The following is a 21,740-nucleotide window of genomic DNA, read 5'->3' as shown; positions in this document are numbered from 1 at the left end:
GCAGGCACATTTAACTATGATGTATTGAGCATCACAGGAGAAGTAATCCTACAAGGACAAGGTACTGATCAAGCTGAACTTTCAATGGAAGAATTAGCAAACGGTGCTTACATTATCCGCGTAAATGCAAATGATAAAATTGGATTCGCACAGGTTGTGAAACAATAAGAATTATAACCTTAGTCAATAGGGTAAAATCATTAAAAAAGGGAAGTTGATTCAATTCGACTTCCCTTTTTTAATTTATCAACTCAATTAATTAGCCCTGTTGGTATAATGTTGTCCGTCGCACGGTAATGTGGTATAAAATTTATATAAGTGCCTAAGATTGCTTAAAATCGTGTTCAATGATGATGAGTTGTGGTTGAACGACCTGTTGAGCGTAAAGGATTGCAACGGATATCCTTTTTTCGGTCAGCTTCAGGTGAGCGATAAAAAGATTAGAGTGGGAAGCCTGCCCCCATCAATTAGAATCGTTGGTTATTTTGCAAGGTATTATTAGCACCATAAAATGGCGTATTAAACCTAATTATAGGGAATGGGGAAACGCCCTAATGAATAGAAAAAATAGTATTAATCTTGAAATTGAAGTGCTATTTTTTTATAAAAAGCCTAATTCTAACATCGCTTCTTCGCTCATCATATCTTTATCCCAAGGTGGATCAAATACAATGTTCACTTTTGCTTCTGTGACTGCTTCAACACTTTCAATTTTGTTTTTAACATCAACAGGTAAACTCTCAGCAACTGGACAGTTTGGCGAAGTTAAGGTCATGTCAACTTCTACAAATCCTGTCTCTTTAATTTTAACCTCGTAGATTAATCCCAACTCAAAAATATCCACTGGAATTTCAGGGTCGTAAATCTCTTTTAAAGCCGCAATGATTTCATTTTCTAATGCTTTCATTGCTGATTTATCCATATTTCCTTCTTTTGATACTATCATTTCTTTAAGTTTAATGCTAGTGCGTATAATTTCATTTGTTTGACCATAGCAACCAACCCATTACTACGCGTTGGTGATAAATGCTCTTGTAATCCTATTTCTTTGATGAATTTTAAATCGGAATCCAATATTGTTTGCGGCGTTTCACCAGACATCACATCAATTAATAAAGCAATAATACCTTTTGCAATTATTGCATCTGCATCTGCCGTAAAATAAATTTTATCGTCCTTCTTTTCAGCATGCAACCATACAGTTGATTGACATCCCTTAATGACGTTTTCTTCTTTTTTAAAAGCTGCGTCAATCAAAGGTAAGTCTTTCCCTAATTCAATTATATATTCATACTTCTCCATCCAATCATCATAGATTGAAAAACTGTCAATTAACTCCTGCTCTTTCTCTGCAATGTTCATTTAACTCAACATTTTTATAGCCTTGTTTAAGGCTTGAATGAATAAATCTATTTCTTCTTTTGTATTGTAAAAACTAAGGGATGCACGGATGGTACCTGGGATTTTGTAAAAATCCATAATTGGTTGGGTACAATGATGTCCTGTTCGAACCGCAATTCCTTGCTGATTTAATAGTGTTCCTATATCGTAAGGGTGAAATTCGCCAATTAAAAATGAAACCGTACTACATTTTTCTTCAGCTGTCCCGAAGAAACGAATGCCTTCAATTTTACTTAATTCGGCTGTAATATACTGCAGCAACGATCGTTCATAAACTTCAATTTCATTCAAGTTTAATTGACTCAGCCATTCTATTGCAGCTCCTAATCCAATACCACCTGAAATGTTTGGTGTGCCTGCTTCAAATTTATGTGGTAATGAATTGAAGGTTGTTTTCTCCATTGTCACCGTCTTAATCATGTCGCCACCGCCTTGGTATGGTGGCATCTTATTTAAAAGGTCCTCCTTACCATATAAAATTCCTGTTCCAGTTGGCGCGAAAATCTTGTGCCCTGAAAAAACTAAAAAATCACAATCTAAAGCTTGTACGTCAACTTGTATATGTTGTAAAGATTGAGCGCCATCGATTAAAACTTTCGCATTTTTTGAATGGGCTAATTCGATTAAGTCTGCTATTGGGTTTATTGTACCTAACGAATTTGAAATGTGCGTGATTGCAACCAATTTCGTTTTCTCATTAAGTAATGTGTCTATATTTTTTAAATCTAATTCTCCCGAAGTTGTCATAGGAATATAGCGCAACACCAATCCTTTAGCTTCAGCCAACATTTGCCATGGAACAATATTGGAATGATGCTCCATTTCCGAAATTAATATCTCATCGCCTAATGACATTAATGCACCAAAACTGTGCGCAACTAAATTAATTCCATCTGTCGTTCCTTTTGTGAAAATGATTTCGTGTTTCTCTTTTGCATTCAAAAAAGAGGCAATTGTCTGGCGTGCATTTTCGTAATTTTCAGTTGAAACTTGACTGAGTGTGTGCACACCTCTGTGAATGTTCGCGTTTTCCTCTTTGTAGTACTGATCAATTCGATCAATTACAAAATTTGGCTTCTGAGAAGTTGCACCATTGTCAAAATAGACCAATGGGTATTTTCCAAATTTTTTACTTAAAATTGGGAATTCTTCTCTTATAGAATTTACGTTAAACATGTATTCGCTTTTTTGCAAATTTAGTGAGATTGTTTTGAATTACAACCATTATTTAGACTAGTTCTAAATAATTTGTAGAACAGGATCAAAATCGTCTTGAAATTATTAAATTGCAGATAAAAGAATTGCTGAATGGGTAAAAAGGAAGATTTTATAAAACAAATGAATGAGGCGTCGCAGTTTAAAGGAGATTATATCACTTTAGGAGCTTCAATGATTGATGGAAAACCCATTGAAGGGGCGAACGTTAAAATTCCTTTAAAAACGCTAAATCGGCATGGTCTTATTGCAGGCGCTACAGGAACAGGGAAAACAAAAACCTTGCAAGTATTGGCTGAAGAATTATCATTGAAGGGAATTCCTTCAGTTTTAATGGATATTAAAGGTGATTTAAGTGGATTGGCTAAACCGGGTGTTACCAATGAGCATATCGAAAAAAGACATGCGGCCATGGGAATTCCCTATCAAACACATCAATTATTGGTCGAATTGTTTTCAATTTCTGAAGAGAATGGCGTTCGAATGAAAGCAACTGTCTCTGAATTTGGACCAACACTTTTATCTAAAATATTAGGTTTAAATGATACACAAGGCGGAATTCTTGCTGTATTATTTAAATATTGCGATGATCATGATTTGCCTTTGTTGGACCTGAAAGATTTAAGAAAAACATTACAATTTATAATTGGCGAGGGTAAAGCTGAAATATCTGGGGAATATGGACAAATCTCTTCCGCTTCGGTCAATACGATTATGCGTAAAATCATTGAACTTGAGCAGCAAGGTGCAGAAAGGTTTTTTGGTGAAACGTCGTTCGATGTGAAAGATTTAATGTTTACCAATAGTCAAGGGTTGGGTCAGATTTCAATTCTAAGGTTAACAGATATTCAAAACAAGCCTAAATTGTTTTCGACTTTTATGTTAAGCTTATTGGCGGAGTTATATGAAACGTTGCCTGAAGCTGGAGATACCGATAAACCTAAATTATGTTTGTTTATTGACGAAGCACATTTAGTTTTTGACGAGGCGACTGATGCTTTATTGGATCAAATTGAAGTGATTATTAAGTTGATCAGATCAAAAGGTGTGGGAATTTATTTCTGTACACAATTGCCAACTGATGTTCCAGATGTTGTCTTAAGTCAATTGGGATTAAAAATTCAGCATGCATTAAGAGCTTTTACTGCGAAGGATAGAAAAGCCATCAAAAAAGCAGCTGAAAATTATCCGTTGACTGATTTCTATGAAACAGATGAATTATTAACGCAATTAGGAATTGGAGAAGCTTTGGTTACTGGTTTAAATGAAAAAGGTATTCCTACACCGTTGGCTGCAACATTTATGCGAGGTCCTGCAACGCGTATGGATATTCTTTCACCTAAGGAAATAAATGATATAGTTGAATATTCAACTTTAACAGCAAAATACAATCACGAAATTGATCGCCGCAGTGCTTATGAAATATTAGGAGAAAAAATAAATGCAGCGAAGAATGAAGAGCGTCGAGAAGAAATTCGAGAACAAGAAGCAAAGGAGAGAAAAATTAAGGAGAAAGAATTGAGAAGAACTGCACCGAAACCTAAACGAAAAACAACGGCAAGGAGAAAGAGTCAATCTGACGATATTGGGTCAACGATAATCAAAGAATTAACAAGAGGCTTATTTGGTATTCTTGGAATGAAAAGAAGATAAATTGAGTTAAACTTTTAGTATAAATCACATGTTTGAATCTAAATTACCAAAGGTTGGAAATTCTATTTTTTCGGAAATGTCAGCTTTGGCAAATAAACATGAGGCTGTTAATTTAGCACAGGGTTTTCCGGAGTTTATAATTCATCCTGAATTGAAAACGGCACTGATTGAAGGTGTAGATGAAAATCAAGTACAATACGCCCCGATGCCTGGTCGACAAGACTTGCGCGATGCCATAGCAGATAAGATATTAAAACAACGAAATATTCGTGTTGATGCCAATACAGAAATAACGGTAACAGCGGGTGCAACACAAGCTATTTATACCGTTTTTGCAGCGACTTTAAATCCAGGAGATGAAGTCGTTTTATTCGACCCTGCTTACGATTGTTATGATCCGAGCATTCGTTTAAATGGTGGAATTCCAATTCATTTAAATTTGACCTTCCCGAGTTTTAAAATTGATTGGGAGGAATTGAACACTGTGCTGAATAGTAAAACTAAAATGATTGTCATTAACAATCCGCACAATCCCTCAGGTTCGGTTTTAACGGCAGAAGATCTATTTGAACTTGAAAAATTAATAGATGCGTATCCGCAATTAATGATTTTGAGTGATGAAGTTTATGAACATATTCAATATAATACACCACACCAATCTATTCTAGAAAACGAAAAATTGCGGGATAGAAGTTTTGTTGTTTATAGTTTTGGCAAATCAATGCATGTTACCGGATGGAAGTTGGGTTACTGTGTGGCACCCGAAAACTATACTGTCGAATTTAGAAAGGTGCATCAGTATTTAATTTTCTGCGCAAACAATACAATACAATTTGCAGTGGCGAAGTTTTTAAATCAACGAGAAGACTGGCGGAATAACCTTCCTTTATTTCAAGGTAAAAAGGAGTTGTTTTTATCGGCGATTAAAAATTCAAGATTTAAAATTATCCCTTGTGAAGGAACTTATTTCTGTCTACTTGATTATGCTGATATTTCAAATAAGTCAGATGTTGACTTTGCAAAAGAACTGACAATTAAATATGGGATTGCTACAATACCTATTTCTGTTTTTTATGAAGATGAGACAGATAATCGGTTGATTAGGATCTGTTTTGCAAAAAAGGATGAAACATTATTAAATGCAGCTCGAATTTTATGCAAGATTTAAAAATAGTATTGATTCAAACAGAGCAGTTTTGGGAAGATAAAAAAGCCAATTTTAATTGGATTGAGCAAAATTACTTTAATGATTTAGTTGGTAAACAAGTTGATTTAGTGTTATTGCCAGAAATGTTTAATACCAGTTTCACCATGAATGTTGAACAGTTAAGTGAGTCGATGGCTGGTGAATCAATAAGCTGGTTGATATTTTGGGCAAAAAAATTGAATACAAAAATAGGTGCTACACTCATTATAAAGGAAAACGGTGGTTATTACAATCGTTTTGTGATTGTTGATGATAAAGGAGTAGACATATATTATAATAAGCGTCATCTTTTTAGGATGGCAGATGAAAATAAATTCTTTAAAGCAGGTGATGAACGTATAGTGTATGAATTAAATGGTTGGAAAATTTTACTTCAAGTATGTTATGATCTTCGCTTCCCTGTTTATTCAAGAAAGTTATACGATGAAAAAGGACATGAATATGATGCGATAATCTATTTAGCGAACTGGCCTACAAAACGTGCAAATGTTTGGCATACTCTATTACAGGCGCGGGCGATGGAAAACCAGGCTTTTGTTATTGGGGTAAATCGAGTAGGTAAAGACGGTAATGAAATTAATTATTCTGGTAACTCAATGGTTGTTGATCCATGGGGTAATATTGAAAATGATCTGTTGGATGCTAAAAACGTAAAAATGCTTGTAATCCTAAAATTCGATTCGCTATTGAGTATTCGTGAAAAATTCCCAGCTTATCAAGATTCGGACGTTTTTTTTAATGATAAATAAACATTAACTACACTTTAATAAAAGAACAAGCAGATTATTGTTTAACAATAGGGCATTTTGTATATTTACACTTTTACAAATTAAAACATAGAAAATGAAAAAGATTTACTTAGCGGTTTTTTCAATTCTTGCAACAGGTGGTTTAATGGCTCAATCGGCTGTTAACATGACAAGTGTTAAGCAAGAGGTTAGAACTAGTGCGGATGCTAATTCTCGTACGAGAACGGTATATGCAGATGATAGAGAAGCGGATGACATTATTTGGGAAGATGATTTCTCTGACGCTGGAATGTGGACAGCTGGTGGACCAGGTGGCGATTTCGACACTTATGGTTGGACAATTGGAACTGCAATTGAAGGCTGGTATGGTGGTTTTGATGTAGACATGGGGACTGATGGAAATTTTGCTAGATTTCAAAACGGAAATACTGATGATTTTCTTGAAGCTGGAGGGTTTACATTAACTTATACTGGATCTCTGGATTTATCAGGAATTCCAGCTCCACATATTGAATTTGATCAGTATGGAGCAATATTCTTTGAAGTACAAGCTGTAGAAGTGAGTATTGATGGAGGTGCATCATGGGTACAAGTTGGAGACAACAGTGACATCGATCCTTTAGTATTAGGTGGTGGTGATATTTTTGGACATCCAGAATTAAGAAGATATAATATTACTGAAGCTATCGCTGGTGGTGAAGATGATGTAATGATTAGATTATTTTGGGACGGCGCTATGAACGGACCAGGAATGAACTATATTTCTTATGGTTGGTATGTTGATAATATTCGTGTTGTTGAAGGTCACCCGATTGATTCTGATATCCAAGCTTCTTATATTAGAAGTGGTATTGGTACTTCATTCGAATTTGGTTTAGATTATTATACAATTGCTCAGTCGCAAGTTCCTGGTTTAGATATCACATTTGCTGCTAAAACAATTAACCAAGGTGGGTCTACATTTGAAGGTCTTCACTTAGTTGCTGAAGTTGATAAAGGTGGTGTTGTTTATACTGGAACATCTACAGATGTTGATTTAGCTCCAGGTGCTGAAGATTCTTTAGGAACTACAGATGCTTATACGCCAGATGCAGGTTTAGGAACTTATAATGTTTCATGGTCTTTTGAAGGTGATGATGTTGATCCTTATTCTCCAAATGATGCAATGACTAGCTCATTCAGATTAACTGAATACCACTATGGTAGAGATAACGGTATAGCAAATGGCTCTATTAGTAACGTTGGTGACAACTCTGGTAATCCATTGTCTATTGGTAACGTTATGGATATTTTTGCTGATGCAACAATTTACTCTATTGATGTAGATATTACTGATGCAGCGGATAACGAAGGTGCTCCAATTTATGGTCAAATCATGATTTATAATGATGATGCTGGTGATTATGAGTATATCGATCAAACAAGTGATTATGATATTACTAATGATGATTTAGGTGGAACAATTAAATTGTTTTTTGAAGATCCTATTGATGTTGAAGCTGGTGATGTTGTATTGGTATTAGCTGGTCACTATGGTGCTCCAGATGTTGGATTCAGTACTGCACAAGCAGTTGAAGAAGGAACATTATTAGGTTATACTGATGCTGGTTTGTTCCGTTTATTAAATCCAAATGCTATTATGGTAAGATTGGATTTTGAAGAAGAATATGATGAAGAAGATCCAGGTGATGGAGCAGTTGAGAATATTAGTGCTGCTTTCAACATCAGCCAAAATATTCCTAATCCTTTCAATGCAAACACTAGAATTAACTACTCTTTATTAGAGGCTGGTAATGTATCTATCGAATTTGTTGATGTAACTGGAAAACTGGTACAATCAATTAATAAAGGTGTACAAAGTGCTGGTGATTATAATGTTGTTGTTGATGGTACTAATTTTGCTGAAGGTATTTATTTCTATACTTTCACTGTTGGAAACGAAAAAATTACAAAAAGAATGGTAGTGACTAAATAGTCATTAACAACTTAAATATTAAAGTCCCTTTCGGTTTTACCGGAAGGGACTTTTTTTGTTTATAATTTGTTGTATATTACTTAGAAACAACTTGCTATGAAATTACTTTGCACGCTTTGTGGAACCTTACTTTTGCCACTTTTTTTAACCGCCCAACAATCGGTAACTGCTGTGAGTAAAGCAGCTGAAATAAGAACTGGACCTGCAGATTCAAGGATGAGAACTGTTCGTTCAGGCGATAGAGATGCAGATGATGTGATTTGGTGTGATGACTTTGCTAATCCTGAATTATGGATTGCAGAAGGTCCGAGTGATGATTATGATACTTATGGATGGTCTATTGCAGATACAACCGCCAGTTGGTTTGATGAAATAGAAAGAGATATGGCGACATCTGGAAATTTTGCAAGATTCCAGAATGGTGATCCCGATGATTTTATAGAAGATGGTCCCTTTACTTTAACTTTTATTGATGCGATTGATTTATCAGATGTACCTGCACCACATTTGGAAATAGAGCAATACGGAGCTAAATTTTTTACGGTTCAAGCCATAGAGGTAAGTGTAGATGACGGTGATTCTTGGTCAAGAGTTATGGATAATAATGATATTTATCCCCTGACTGAACACAGTGGTTTACTTTATCCTCGCCCAGAATATAAACGTACTAATTTATCTTCAGCTATTGCTGATAATCCTTCAAATGTTATGATTCGTTTTTATTGGGCAGGAGGTGAAAATATGGACGGTAATAATTATATTGATTATGGATGGTATATAGATAATGTTCGTATTGTTGAAGGTTATGAATTTGATGCTGAAATTCAATCAGCCCACTTAAGAATGGGGGTTGGTGGTTTTTTTGAAAACGGACTTGATTATTTTAATATTTCTAAATGTCAGGTTTCACCTTTAACTTTATCTGCAAATATCATTAATCAAGGGTATTCTTCAATTTCCAATTGTCATTTAATTACTGAAATAGAACAAGATGGTATTGTCTATAGTGGCTCATCAGACAATATTAACTTGGATCCAATTATGCCAGATTCCTTAACTGATTCGACGATGTATACTCCTCCATTATCAGCAGAAACTTATAATGTTAAATGGTACCTAGAAAGTGACGAAACGGACAGTTATAATGTGAATGATACAATAAGGGCATCATTTAAAAAAACATTAGAAATTTATGGTAGGGATAATGAAATTCAAACTCGGACATTTACAAATGTAAGTGGAAATGTCGGTCAACAAGTTGCTGTAGGGAATGTCATGGAAATTTTTGGCAATGCTGAAATTTATGAAATTGAAGTTTCGATTCCTGATTTAGAAACTAATATTGGAAATATTATTTTTGGAAATATTATGAAATATTCGGTAGAAACTGAAGAATGGGAATATGTTGAAGAAACTGTAGAATATACAATTAGAGAAGTGGACTTAGGAAGGAATCTACGAATGGAAATGCGGGATGAAGTGGGTCTAATTGAAGGAGATGTAATTTTATTACTTTTAAATCATTTTGGCGGCGATTATGGCGTTTCGTTTGGCATGGCGCAACCGGTCAATGAAGGTACTGTACTAGGATATACAAACGATGGTTTGTTTGTTTTAGAAAGTCCATCCGCTATAATGGTACGTCTCGTATTGGATGAAACAGCATGCGAACCTTTGGGTGTAGAAGAAATAGCTGCATCATTCAATATTGGCCAAAATATTCCAAATCCTTTCAATGCAAACACTAGAATTAACTACTCTTTATTAGAGACTGGTAATGTATCTATCGAATTTGTTGATGTAACAGGTAAACTGGTACAATCAATTGATAAAGGTGTACAAAACCCAGGTGATTACACTGTTGTAGTTGATGGTTCTAACTTTGCTGAAGGTGTTTATTTCTATACTTTCACTGTTGGAAACGAAAAAATTACAAAAAGAATGGTAGTGACTAAATAGTCATTAACAACTTAAATATTGAAGTCCCTTTCGGTTTTGCTGGAAGGGACTTTTTTTGTTTTAGTAAGTTTTAAGTGATTTAGATCTGTATAAGAATGTGTAAAATATGAACGTTTATACACTGATTAGCAACGTATTTGTGTTGTAATTCTGTATATGTTTTGTAAATTGGATACAAAAACATACTGCTATGAATAAAATTTACTTATTTATTGGCGCCTTTTTGTTATCAAATGGGGTCAATGCACAAATTGCTAATTATTCAACCTCGGTAAAGCAAGAGGTACAAACTTCAGCTTATACCGAACTTCGAGAGAGGACAGTTTATTCTGTAGATAGGGCAGCAGATGATGTGATTTGGTCTGATAATTTTTCTGACGAAGGCATGTGGATTTCTGATGGACCGAGTGATGATTATGATACTTATGGCTGGTCTATCGGTGATGTAACAAATAGTTGGTGGGTAGGTATGGAAATGGACATGGCTACTACGGGTAATTTTGCAAGGTTTAAGAATGGTGATACAGGAGATTTTATTTCTGCCGATCCTTTTACATTAACTTATTCGGAAGTGATTGATCTTTCAGATGTTCCTGCACCTCATGTTGAATTTGAACAATACGGAGCTAGATTCTTTACCGTTCAAGCTGTTGAAGTGAGTACAGATGGAGGGACAAGTTGGATGCAAGTTGGGAACAATAGCGATATTGATGAACTCACAAATGTCGGTGGAGCAGCTTTTGCTCGACCAGAAACTAGAAGGTATAATTTAACAACAGCTATAGCGGGTGATCCGTCAAACGTTATGATCAGATTATTTTGGGCTGGCGCTATTAACGGACCAGCAATGAACTATATTGATTATGGTTGGTATGTTGATAATATTAGAATTGTTGAAGGTCATGCATATGATGCAAAAGCTGAGTCTGCTTATATGCGAACAGGTGTTGGTGTTTCGTACGATAACGGTCTCGAGTATTATAATATTCCACTCGCGCAAGTAGCACCTATAAATTTCTCAGGAATAGTAAGCAACGAAGGAGGTTCAACTTTCACAGGTTTGCATTTAAATACAACTGTTGATAAAGATGGTATTGTATTTACGGGTACATCTTCTAATATATCATTGGCATCAACTGAATCAGATTCATTGGCTACGACGGTTGGTTTTACACCAGATGAAATGGGTGTTTATAATGTGAACTTTAGCTTCATAGGAGATGATCCTGATACATATGAACCAAATAATGAAATTGAACGAAATTTTGAAGTAACCGAATATCATTATGGTAGAGATAACGGAATACCGACAGGAGCAATCACAAATATTTCTGGAAATAGTGGGAATCCTTTCTCTATTGGTAATGTAATGGATATATATGGTGCTGGTACTATCTATTCAATTGACGTCGTTGTAACGGATGCTGAAGAAAATATTACTTCCCCAATTTATGGACAACTAATGATATTTAATGAAGGTGCCGGCGTATGGGAATATATTGATCAAACAAATGATCATGAAATTACTGAAGAAGAAAACGGTGGAACTGTTAAATTATTTTTCGAGGATCCAATTAATGTGGATGCAGGCACTTTGGTTTTAGTGCTGGCTGGCCATTATGGTGTTCCTGATGTTGGTTTTAGAATGGCTCAAAATGTTGATGTAGGAACAGTTTTAGGATATACTGATGCGGGTCTTTATAGTCTTGCAAATCCTGGGGCGATTATGATACAATTGGATTTTGAAGAAGAAGAGGATGAGCCTGTTGATCCAGGTGATGTCGGTGTTGAAGAGAATATATCTGCTTTTAATGTTGGCCAAAATATGCCAAATCCATTTAATAATTCAACCAAAATTAAATATTCATTGAATAATTCAGCAGCTGTATCTATAGAGATCGTTGATGTAACTGGTAAATTAATTCAAACGATTAATAAAGGAATTCAAACAAGTGGAGTTTATTCGGTGAATATTAATGCCGATGAACTAGCTGAAGGAGTTTATTTTTACTCGTTTACAATAGGGAATGAGAAAGTAACTAAACGAATGGTAGTTACTAAATAAACGTACTTTTTATCTGAAATAGATTGATAACTCTAGTCTCAGATGCCTATTTAATAAACCCTTTTAGCAATTTGTTAAAAGGGTTTATTTTTGCCAAAAGATTTCCATTTTGAATGAAAAATAAAATGCCCAACAGAAATGAATCTGTCAGGCATATTTATTCTTATTAAATCTAACTATAAAGAGATTGTATGAATTTGTTCTATATCTAAAAATTGTTTAAAATCAACCATGTTTGCTAAGGCACGAATTTTAATAAACTCTTCCTTGTAAACAGGGTGAGATACAACTTCGTTTAATCGGCCTAATCTGAATCGATCGTAATTCGTCAAAGCAGTAGACTCTTCATCATTTAATTCTATGCCATCAAAATATTTATCTCGAATATCGTTAATGGATATTATTGTGGATTCTGTTGTCATCATGTCTTTCAAAATCTTTGAGTTATAGCAAATATAAGTCGGTTTTATCTACGAAACATCAGTCTAAATACGTATTATTCAATTAAAATGAACGTTTTTAATACTAATTTGTACTTTTGATTAGTGTTAATCCATCCAAACTATGTTAAATAAAATAATATTTTTATTAATTTCTGTTCTATCAATGAATACGGTGATTTCTCAAGAAGGTTCAAATTCTTCTCCTTTTTTTAAAAAAAAATGGGTCGAGGTTGACTCGCTGACTGATAAAGGGTTGTACAATATGGCACTCGCTAAAACCAAAGAAATTTTTGGGAAAGCCGTTGCTGAAAAGAACCACAACCAGGTGATCAAAGCTATAATTCATGAACTAAAGTTTAACGCTTTTCTAGAAGAGGAAGATTTTATAAAAGGAATAGTTGAAATAGAAGGACTGATTGAAAAAACACCTTCTCCATCGAAAGAAATTCTCCATTCTCTATTAGCGGAAATGTACTATGGTTATTATTCTTCCAATTCATGGCTGTTTACCAACCGTACCGAAGTTATAGATCCTGATCTTTCAGATATTCGAACATGGGATCTTAAACAAATTGCGAAGTCTGTTAAAGCCAATTATTATCTTTCTCTTCAAAATGCAGAGATTGCGCAAAGTACGCCCATCAGTGATTTCGATTTAATCATAAATAATGTTACTTCATCTGCGAATATTCGTCCAACACTATACGATTTCTTAGCTCATCGTGCGCTTAATTTTTTTACGAATAACACCTTTAATATTCCAGGTTCTGCAGACACCTTCACAATTGATGATCCTGCTTATTTTGGAAGCAATACAAGTTTCCTTAAAACAAACGAATCTACAAGCGATGCCTTAAATACCCGATTTATTGCGATCGATATCTTTAAAAAAATAACAAAATTTCATTTGGATAAAAAGAATGAAACGCCTTTGTTCTATTTGGAGTTTGAGCGTTTAAAGTTTGTTAATCAATACGCCACTCTAGCTGATAAGGACGACCTGTATTATAAAAATTTGCAAAGAATTGGAACAGCGCACCCTGATTTAGAAGAGTCGAGTGAGGTTTGGTACTCAATTGCGACAATTCATAATAATAATGGAAGTCAATATTTTGTAGATTCGGATACAACAAATAGATGGGAAAAGAAATCAGCCTTAAATATTTGTCACCAAGTCATTGAGAATTTTCCGAATAGTATAGGGGCTCAGCAGTGTCGAACGCTAATTAATACGATTCAGGAGAAATCATTAACAGCACTAAATGAACAAGCCGTTCCTGCCAATAAGAAACATAAATTTTTATTGAATTATAAAAATTTGGACAAAGTGCATTACAAAATCATTCCGTATGAGTATAAAAAATATAGGGATGAAAGATCATCAAATCGATTAGAGTATATTCAACAATTAAATATAAAATCAACGGTTTTTAATGCTACTGTTCCACTTGTTGATCCCAAAGATTACCAAAAACATAATTCGGAATTACTCATTCCAGCGCTTGAAAAAGGGTTTTATATTATTATGGTAGGCACTTCAGCTAATTTCGATCCGCAGGGAGAATGTGTTGCATACTTTCCTATGTGGTCGACAAATATTACTTATCAATATAGAAACCTTAACGATAAAGGAGAATTATTGGTCACAAACCGACTAACTGGTGAACCACTTGTTGATGCTACCGTTGAAGCTTCTTATCGAGAATATCACTTAGGGGCATATCGATACAAAAATGCAGGGAAGTATACAACGAATAAAAATGGCAAAATCGAGATACCAATTTTAGAAAATCATAAATCTCTTTTCTTCGAAGTAACCTACGGAAAAGAGACATACCAGTCGGGTGATAGCTTTTATGGATATCGCAGCGGAGATGAGAGAACGAGTGATGAAACGAAACTTTTTACGGATCGAAAAATTTATCGTCCTGGACAAGAAATATTCTTTAAAGGAATTTTGGTTGAGTATAATAATGATGAAAGAAAATTACTTACTAATCGTAGCGCGTCAGTCTACTTTTATGATGTAAATAATCAAGAAATCGCTACAATGGAGGTCGCAACGAATGATTTTGGTTCGTTTGAAGGAAAGTTCACAGCTCCACATGGGGTTTTAACGGGAGAAATGCGAATCAGTAGTGGGAATGGTTCAACATCTTTCCGGGTTGAAGAGTATAAGCGTCCTAAATTTGAGGTGAATCTTGATCCATTGACAACGGAATATAAAGTAAATGACAGTATAAAAGCGACCGGAACAGCTATGGCTTTCGCAGGTAATGTTATTGATGGTGCTGCAGTTAATTATAGGGTTGTTAGAACGACGCAATATAGCTGGAGACGCTATTGGGGGTTTTATCCTAGAAATGAGCCTAAAGAGATTGTAAATGGAAGCACGGTTACAGATCATAAAGGTACATTCACAATTGATTTTAAAGCGATACCAGATAAAGAATCAGATCCCAAGTCTTTACCCATTTTTAATTATACCATTTATGCGGATGTAATTGATATTAATGGTGAAACACATAGCAGCTCTATACAACTGAATATTGGTTATCAAAGTTTAGAATTAGGTCATAATTTAAATGATGCAATTCAGAATGATGAGCGCTTTACTTTAAGAATTAGAACAACGAATTTAAGTGGTGCAACAATTCCTGTAAAAGGTTCATTTAAAATTGAAAAGCTAGAAACTCCTGAAGTACCGACATATCAAAGATTATGGACCAGTCCTGATCAACCACTTTGGTCTGAAAAAGAGTTTAAGAGCAATTTTCCTACTGCAGTTTATCACAACGAAAACGAATATTTTAATTGGTCAGTTGCTGATGAAAAAATTAAAGGAAATTTTGATACTGAAAAGTCAGATAGTGTATATATCAAAGACTTTGCAAAATGGAAACCGGGTGTTTATAAATATTCAGCAACAGCAAAGGATAAAAACGGAATTGAAATAGAAGATGAGTTTTACTTCACCGTTTTTAATCAAAAAGCAAAAATAATTCCAACCAATGCAACGCTTTGGGTGAAGCCTTTAAAACTATATGCTGAACCTGGTGAAGAAGTGCAGATTTTATTAGGTACCGCTGAAGAAGATTTAACTGTTTATTATGAAATTGAACACAAGAATGCAATTGTAAAATCTGAAAAATTAGTCCTTTCTAAAGATGTCCGTTCATTAAAAATTCAAGTGAAAGAAGAATATCGTGGCAACTTTACGGTGCATTTTAATGCCAATAAAAACAACCGTTCTTTTAAAGAGTATTACAATATAACAGTTCCTTATACCAATAAAAAGCTGGATTTAAGTTTTTCTACTTTCCGTAATAAATTATTGCCCGGACAAGAGGAAGAATGGACACTAAACATTAAAAATAGTGCTGGTTTGGCTGAACAAGCCGAATTATTAGCAACCCTATACGATGCGAGTCTAGATGTTTTATACACTACCAATTATTATGGTTTAAATCTTTATCCTACTGATTATGGTCGATTGGCTTGGGGAAATTCAGCAGATTTTAATGTGAATTCAGCATTGGTATATCAAATTGATTGGAATGATAGGGTTAATTATCAAAGTCGGTATTTTGCAGAGCTAAACTATTTTGAATGGAGACCGAATGTGGGGAGATACCAATATAATTATGGTTGGGCAAATGCCCGTAGTGATGGAAATATTCGAAGAAAATCCATGAACAATGTTAATGCAGAAAGTGCACCTATACAAGAGGCTTTGGCTGATTATGTTTATCCTGACCAAGATTCATTAAGTTCAGATGTAGGTTTAATCTATCCTCCTGAAGTAGAATTAGATAAATCAGAGACGAAACAGGATGTAAAAAGTAAAACAAACAAAGAAGACGATTTAGGTCAAATAAAAGCTCGTGAAAATTTTAATGAAACAGCCTTCTTCTTCCCACAAATAACAACAGACAAAAAAGGTGATATTCAATTGAAATTTACCATGCCTGAATCCCTAACAAAATGGAAATTTCTTGGTATGGCGCACACAAAAGACCTTAAAACTGGTTCGATTATTAGAGATGTGGTGACGCAGAAAGAATTAATGGTGGTGCCCAACGTTCCTCGTTTTTTACGAGAAGGTGATAAAATGGTATTGTCATCTAAAATTTCGAATATTTCTGATGCCGATTTACGTGGTCAGGTGGCTTTGTACTTAATTGATCTATTTACGGAAGAATCAGTTGCCACTAATTTTCTCTTAGAAGAAAAGCCACAAGAATTTACCGTGGGCAAAGGACAAAGTACAGTTGTTTCATGGACGGTTAAAATTCCGTTTGGTTTGAATACTGTGAAATATAAGATTGTTGCTAAAGCCGACGATTTCTCGGATGGTGAAGAGAATGTATTGCCAATTTTATCGAATAGAATGTTGGTGACCGAATCGTTGCCGTTACCCATTCGTGGTCAAGAAACGAAGACCTTTAAGTTGGATAAGTTGATTAATTCAACAAGTAGCCATTCATTAAAGAACCACAATTATACGCTGGAGTTTACATCGAATCCTGCGTGGTATGCTGTGCAGGCAATGCCGTATATGATGGAATATCCGCACGAATGTGCAGAGCAAATTTTCACGCGGTATTATTCGAATACAATAGCGACACATATCATGAATTCTAGTCCAAAAATTAAACAAATTGTAGAGGATTGGGGCGCGAATTCACCGGATGCTTTTTTGTCTAATTTGCAGAAGAACCAAGAATTGAAAGCTGTAATGTTGGAAGAAACGCCATGGGTATTGGATGCTAAAAATGAGGCAGCTTCTAAAAAGAATTTGTCTGTTTTATTAGATATGAATCGCATGTCACGTGAAATGGATATTGCTTTCAAAAAATTATCTGAAATGCAATTGAATAATGGCGCTTGGGCATGGTTCAAAGGGATGCATGAAAGTCGTTATATCACCCAACATATCGTTACGGGAATGGGACACCTTGATAATTTAGGAATTAAGGATATTCGTGCTAATGACAAGCAATGGCGCATGGTGAAGGCTGGTGTTCAATATTTGGACAAGCAAATTGTACAGGATTATGCCTATATAAAAAGGAATTTTAAGGACAGAATGGACGACCAACATATTGGTTATTATCACATCCAATATTTATATGCAAGATCTTATTTTACGGATATAAAAATGGATGCTTCGACGGAAGAAGCTGTGAACTATTTCAAGAAACAAGCAGCAAAATATTGGTTGAAGTTTAATATTTATGCTGAAGGAATGATTGCGTTGGCAGCCCATCGATTTGAGATGACGGAATTGGCTTCTGATATTGTAAAGTCTTTAAAAGATCGCGCAATTTATAATGATGAAATGGGTATGTACTGGAAAAGTTCATTCTTAGGTTATAATTGGTACGAAGCACCAATAGAAACACATGCCTTAATGATAGAAATGTTTGACGAGGTTGCAAATGATGAAAAATCGGTTGAGGAATTAAAGATTTGGTTGTTGAAACAAAAACAAACCACCAATTGGAAAACCACCAAGCAAACCACAGAAGCTGTCTATGCATTATTACTAAAAGGAACCGATTTATTGGCTTCGGATGAAATGGTTAAAATTACAATTGGCGGAAAAGAGATTGAGTATACAAACAGTCCAGAAGCTGACAATCCTTATCAAGTTAGAGCTGAAGCTGGAACAGGTTATTTTAAAACCAATTGGAACGGGACTGATATTCGTCCGGAAATGGGCAATATTACCGTATCAAAAGCAAATAAGGGAGTCGCTTGGGGTGCGGTGTATTGGCAGTATTTTGAGAATATGGACAAGATTACTTTTGCTGAAACAAATGTGAAATTAAATAAAGAATTGTTTCTAGTTGAAATAACCAATGAAGGTGAAAAATTGAAAAGAATAGCTGATCAAGGTAATTTGAAAGTAGGCGATAAAGTCCGCGTTCGAATAGAGTTGCGTTCGGATAGGAATTTAGAATATGTGCACATGAAGGATATGCGTGCTGCTGGATTTGAACCAATTGATGTCTTGAGTACTTATAAATATCAAGGAGGACTGGGTTATTATCAATCAACTAAAGATGCCGCAACACATTTCTTCTTTGATTATGTGCAAAAAGGGACATATGTATTTGAATATGATTTGCGCGTGCAACACGCAGGTGATTTCGCTAATGGAATTACAAGTATTCAATGTATGTACGCTCCGGAATTCACCGCGCATTCTGATGGCATTAGAGTAGTGGTGGAGTAATGCAGCATCTTGCAGCATAATTTTTTAATGGTTGATATTAAGATTTTTCCTTACCAGAATTATCGAACGAATATAATCTGTGCTAATCAGCGCAATCGGTGGTCGCATAAGTTACCTCTGTTCTGTACATCTAGCTAATGAATCTTATCTAATCTGTGCTAATCAGTGTAATCTGTGGTCGCATAACATCAGTTATATTCAAGTCTTCCTAGATGATACTATTTTATTTAGTAGCGTCCTAAAAACTAACCCCTAACCCCTAAAAATTAAACCGTACGCCCCAAAAAACTGCAATTTCATGTTCTCCTCCTAAATTCATTAAACCAAGGTTGAGGTAGCGGGCTTCAATAACACTGGCTAAGCGTTCCGTTATTTTCAAAGTTGTTCCTGCCCCTGCATGATAAGAAATGCCGTAAACATCGTTAGAAAAGGCTTTAAATTCGAAGAATCCTCCGCCTATAAAAAGATAGGGGTTGAATTTCTTAGGATTTGCATTCGGATAGAAAGCCAATTGTGCATTCACATTATGCGTCATCCCTAAAGTGTTTTTATCGTCTTGTTGCTGTCCCACAACATATTCAAGTGAGGTATTAAATCTCGGGTGGAATTCGTACCCTAACCGACATCCATTCATAAAAACAGCGTCGTATGGGATATGGTCGATGAATAAGTATGGGCCCATGATGTACTCTATAAAAATATTATTTTCCTCAGCTTCGGTTTCTTGTGCGTTTGAGATTGATGCAATACAGGTAAGCATCGCAAATAAGGTCAAATTAAGAATTGTTTTCATATTTTAATAAGGTTAAGCTTAGCTGCTTATAAAAATATAAAAAATCGACCATTTTTACCAGTTCACTTATGTCTAAAATTTTTAATATGAATGGATTTTTAACTGAATACATCTGTCTCTTTTTTATTAAACTCCTTGCTGTTTCCTCGATTATTTATGGAACAAACGATCTATATAGAAATCGAAAAAATTAGAATAGATAGACGATTTAGATGATATTTTATACCATTTCTATCAGATTTTTGCGCCTAAAGCCCTATTTTTACAAAAAAATGAAGCAATGACGAATAACGACATCTTTAAAAAATTACGCGTAGCCTTAAAAATAACGAATACAGATATTGTAAATATTTGTAAACTGGTCGATTTTAAAGTAACAGAAAGTGAATTGGGTGCATTTTTTAGAAGTGAAGATCATCCAAAATACCGCAATTGTGGCGATCAAATTTTACGTAATTTCTTAAACGGATTGGTTATTCATTTGCGGGGACCGATGCCAGATAAGCGAGTAAAAAAGCCTTCTGATAAATAAAAAAATGCAGCGAACATAAGGGGTTCGCTACATTAGTTGCAATTGTTTTACAAATGTCAACGCTATTCAGGGAATACTAGAATGGTTTTTATGAATGACATTGTTTTTTAAGGAGTCAGTGCAAATCGGACTATTTCACGAGCTAACCCTTGAATAAGTTCTCATGGTTTAAAGAAAATCACGCTTCATACTTTTTCATATATTCCTTATAAGTCAACTTTTCGTCAAATGACCAACGATATTTACCATAAATGACTTCTATGATCCGTTTAGGAAAGTATTTTTCTAAAGTTCTGAGCATGACGATATCATATTTACGGTGAAAATTAATCCAACATTGATTGCAATTATGAACATACTTCTTTTGTGTTTGTTGGGTCGCAACTGAATTGAAAATTTCATCCAAACTATTGGCATGAACATTTCCTAGTTTTAATCCTAAGTTCTGACAAATAGGTACATCACCATTCGGATGAACTACAGCGCTATCAAGAATACTATAACATTTTAAGTTTGTGTGTTTCTTTCTCCAATCGTCATAAAGTAAAAGAAAATCAAAGTTTTCAGAAGTTTCTTTCACCGCATTTGGGATGAGTTTTTGAAATTCTGTAATGATTGATTGACCAGAAAGATTGTGTTTTGGAATGGATATTTTCTCGTACTGACTCTTGTTCAAAAACTGCTTTTTCTCTTCAGATTTTTGCTTCAATTCTTCTTTAACCTTTTTAAAGGTTAATTTTTCGTTATCCAAACAAGCCGAAATATCAGTTTCATGTGCTTTTTCAATAGTGTCAAAAAATTCGATATCATTGTAAACACCAATTCGAACGTCAATTCCATAATTCTTGCAAACCTCAATCACATGGTCTAAATCAGCAAAGTTATTATAAGGTGATAAAGTAAACATAACTGAAATTGGACAACAATCTTTGCAAGCTTCAATAACTTTTAGAACATCATCATATCCATCTTTTCCTCGCATGTATTTATACGTTTCTCTATTGCCATCAAGTGATACAAACAAACGTTTTGGTGTGAATTTTTTAACGCAGTCTATTACATTATCCGGTTTCAGACAATTGGTTAATAAATCAAAATTTGGATGATTGTTCTTAAACCATTCCAATATCTTATTCGCGTCGGGGTGTAAGAGGAATTCTCCTCCCTCTAATCCAATAATTGTGTCCTTATTGACACATTTACTTTGCATAATCTCAAGGATCTTTTTGTAAGATAGATGCACTACTGGGCGCTTGGCCCAAATCAGACAGTGTTTGCAACCCGAGTCGCATAATTCTGTCCCATAAATCATCAGTGTACTTAATTTTTTTTTAGATGGTCTACTTACATTGTTTACAAATCTTAATCCTCTTTTTAGGTAGTCAATTTTACTGTACATTGCGTTAGTTTTTTTGCATATTCATCCAGTATCACTTATGTGAGGTACTGTTACTTTTTTAGGGTTTATGCATGAAAGGATGATTATTCACTTACACTTATTCAAGCA

Annotated in this window: 15 protein-coding genes; 9 read left to right on the top strand and 6 right to left on the bottom strand. The window is 34.7% G+C overall.

Features of this window, described 5'->3' with window-relative positions; all coding sequences use genetic code 11:
- Positions 1 to 24: 24 nt before the first annotated feature.
- Positions 25 to 168 carry a T9SS type A sorting domain-containing protein gene (locus tag T367_RS25610; protein ID WP_394331576.1) on the top strand — a complete coding sequence of 48 codons (144 nt, stop codon included), beginning with the start codon at positions 25 to 27 and terminating at the stop codon, positions 166 to 168.
- A 433-nt stretch (positions 169 to 601) separates the two neighbouring features.
- On the opposite strand, the gene T367_RS0112095 is transcribed toward T367_RS25610, so the two are convergent.
- The 3 genes from T367_RS0112095 to T367_RS0112085 are packed head-to-tail and all read right to left on the bottom strand — an operon-like array spanning position 602 to position 2,577.
- Positions 602 to 946 (bottom strand): SUF system Fe-S cluster assembly protein, encoded by a 345-nt coding sequence (locus tag T367_RS0112095; RefSeq protein WP_245593044.1) that lies wholly within the window; start codon positions 944 to 946, stop codon positions 602 to 604.
- Entirely contained in the window at positions 943 to 1,362 is a 420-nt protein-coding gene (locus T367_RS0112090) for a SufE family protein (protein WP_027420083.1), read from the bottom strand. The genes T367_RS0112095 and T367_RS0112090 overlap by 4 nt, the downstream gene beginning before the upstream one ends.
- A complete protein-coding gene (locus T367_RS0112085) occupies positions 1,363 to 2,577 on the bottom strand; it encodes an aminotransferase class V-fold PLP-dependent enzyme (protein WP_027420082.1) in 1,215 nt (404 codons plus the stop codon).
- Positions 2,578 to 2,709: 132 nt separating this feature from the next.
- Here T367_RS0112085 and T367_RS0112080 point away from each other — a divergent pair, with 132 nt between their 5' ends.
- From T367_RS0112080 to T367_RS0112055, 6 genes are all read left to right on the top strand, one after another.
- Positions 2,710 to 4,269 (top strand): helicase HerA-like domain-containing protein, encoded by a 1,560-nt coding sequence (locus T367_RS0112080; protein ID WP_027420081.1) that lies wholly within the window; start codon positions 2,710 to 2,712, stop codon positions 4,267 to 4,269.
- A gap of 28 nt (positions 4,270 to 4,297) precedes the next feature.
- Positions 4,298 to 5,437 (top strand): methionine aminotransferase, encoded by a 1,140-nt coding sequence (locus T367_RS0112075; protein WP_027420080.1) that lies wholly within the window; start codon positions 4,298 to 4,300, stop codon positions 5,435 to 5,437.
- Positions 5,425 to 6,225, top strand: a complete 801-nt coding sequence (locus tag T367_RS0112070; RefSeq protein ID WP_027420079.1) for an amidohydrolase — start codon at positions 5,425 to 5,427, stop codon at positions 6,223 to 6,225. The genes T367_RS0112075 and T367_RS0112070 overlap by 13 nt, the downstream gene beginning before the upstream one ends.
- Positions 6,226 to 6,319: 94 nt before the next feature.
- The gene (locus tag T367_RS0112065) at positions 6,320 to 8,200 is read left to right on the top strand and encodes a T9SS type A sorting domain-containing protein (RefSeq protein ID WP_027420078.1); all 1,881 of its coding nucleotides are present in this window, start codon (positions 6,320 to 6,322) and stop codon (positions 8,198 to 8,200) included.
- Between the two features lie 96 nt (positions 8,201 to 8,296).
- Entirely contained in the window at positions 8,297 to 10,159 is a 1,863-nt protein-coding gene (locus T367_RS0112060; RefSeq protein ID WP_027420077.1) for a T9SS type A sorting domain-containing protein, read from the top strand.
- A 190-nt stretch (positions 10,160 to 10,349) separates the two neighbouring features.
- Complete coding sequence (locus T367_RS0112055; protein WP_027420076.1) at positions 10,350 to 12,224, top strand: T9SS type A sorting domain-containing protein; 1,875 nt, start codon at positions 10,350 to 10,352, stop codon at positions 12,222 to 12,224.
- 176 nt (positions 12,225 to 12,400) lie between these two features.
- Here T367_RS0112055 and T367_RS0112050 read toward each other — a convergent pair whose 3' ends face one another.
- Positions 12,401 to 12,649 carry a hypothetical protein gene (locus tag T367_RS0112050; RefSeq protein WP_157454215.1) on the bottom strand — a complete coding sequence of 83 codons (249 nt, stop codon included), beginning with the start codon at positions 12,647 to 12,649 and terminating at the stop codon, positions 12,401 to 12,403.
- Positions 12,650 to 12,788: 139 nt separating this feature from the next.
- On the opposite strand from T367_RS0112050, the gene T367_RS0112045 reads away from it, so the two are divergent.
- Positions 12,789 to 18,908, top strand: coding sequence for an alpha-2-macroglobulin family protein (locus tag T367_RS0112045; RefSeq protein WP_027420074.1), 6,120 nt, complete (start codon positions 12,789 to 12,791; stop codon positions 18,906 to 18,908).
- 259 nt (positions 18,909 to 19,167) lie between these two features.
- On the opposite strand, the gene T367_RS0112040 is transcribed toward T367_RS0112045, so the two are convergent.
- A complete protein-coding gene (locus tag T367_RS0112040) occupies positions 19,168 to 19,701 on the bottom strand; it encodes an outer membrane beta-barrel protein (RefSeq protein WP_027420073.1) in 534 nt (177 codons plus the stop codon).
- Between the two features lie 280 nt (positions 19,702 to 19,981).
- Here T367_RS0112040 and T367_RS0112035 point away from each other — a divergent pair, with 280 nt between their 5' ends.
- Positions 19,982 to 20,233, top strand: a complete 252-nt coding sequence (locus tag T367_RS0112035; protein WP_027420072.1) for a DUF1456 family protein — start codon at positions 19,982 to 19,984, stop codon at positions 20,231 to 20,233.
- A gap of 178 nt (positions 20,234 to 20,411) precedes the next feature.
- On the opposite strand, the gene T367_RS0112030 is transcribed toward T367_RS0112035, so the two are convergent.
- A complete protein-coding gene (locus T367_RS0112030; RefSeq protein WP_245593050.1) occupies positions 20,412 to 21,545 on the bottom strand; it encodes a radical SAM protein in 1,134 nt (377 codons plus the stop codon).
- Positions 21,546 to 21,740: the final 195 nt, after the last annotated feature.

Origin of the sequence: Crocinitomix catalasitica ATCC 23190, from assembly GCF_000621625.1 — a bacterium.
In the GTDB taxonomy this organism is placed as follows: domain Bacteria; phylum Bacteroidota; class Bacteroidia; order Flavobacteriales_D; family Crocinitomicaceae; genus Crocinitomix; species Crocinitomix catalasitica.
Note: the sequence above shows the minus strand (reverse complement) of the source record. Positions and strands in the feature narration are given on the sequence as shown.

Bases quoted from the DNA above. Each gene is read 5' to 3' on its own strand.
- T367_RS0112055 (WP_027420076.1), top strand. From the start codon at position 10,350: ATGAATAAAATTTACTTATTTATTGGCGCCTTTTTGTTATCAAATGGG.
- T367_RS0112045 (WP_027420074.1), top strand. From the start codon at position 12,789: ATGTTAAATAAAATAATATTTTTATTAATTTCTGTTCTATCAATGAAT.
- T367_RS0112090 (WP_027420083.1), bottom strand. From the start codon at position 1,362: ATGAACATTGCAGAGAAAGAGCAGGAGTTAATTGACAGTTTTTCAATC.
- T367_RS0112050 (WP_157454215.1), bottom strand. From the start codon at position 12,649: ATGATGACAACAGAATCCACAATAATATCCATTAACGATATTCGAGAT.
- T367_RS0112070 (WP_027420079.1), top strand. From the start codon at position 5,425: ATGCAAGATTTAAAAATAGTATTGATTCAAACAGAGCAGTTTTGGGAA.
- T367_RS0112060 (WP_027420077.1), top strand. From the start codon at position 8,297: ATGAAATTACTTTGCACGCTTTGTGGAACCTTACTTTTGCCACTTTTT.
- T367_RS0112085 (WP_027420082.1), bottom strand. From the start codon at position 2,577: ATGTTTAACGTAAATTCTATAAGAGAAGAATTCCCAATTTTAAGTAAA.
- T367_RS0112040 (WP_027420073.1), bottom strand. From the start codon at position 19,701: ATGAAAACAATTCTTAATTTGACCTTATTTGCGATGCTTACCTGTATT.
- T367_RS0112030 (WP_245593050.1), bottom strand. From the start codon at position 21,545: ATGATTTATGGGACAGAATTATGCGACTCGGGTTGCAAACACTGTCTG.
- T367_RS0112075 (WP_027420080.1), top strand. From the start codon at position 4,298: ATGTTTGAATCTAAATTACCAAAGGTTGGAAATTCTATTTTTTCGGAA.
- T367_RS0112035 (WP_027420072.1), top strand. From the start codon at position 19,982: ATGACGAATAACGACATCTTTAAAAAATTACGCGTAGCCTTAAAAATA.
- T367_RS0112095 (WP_245593044.1), bottom strand. From the start codon at position 946: ATGATAGTATCAAAAGAAGGAAATATGGATAAATCAGCAATGAAAGCA.
- T367_RS0112080 (WP_027420081.1), top strand. From the start codon at position 2,710: ATGGGTAAAAAGGAAGATTTTATAAAACAAATGAATGAGGCGTCGCAG.
- T367_RS0112065 (WP_027420078.1), top strand. From the start codon at position 6,320: ATGAAAAAGATTTACTTAGCGGTTTTTTCAATTCTTGCAACAGGTGGT.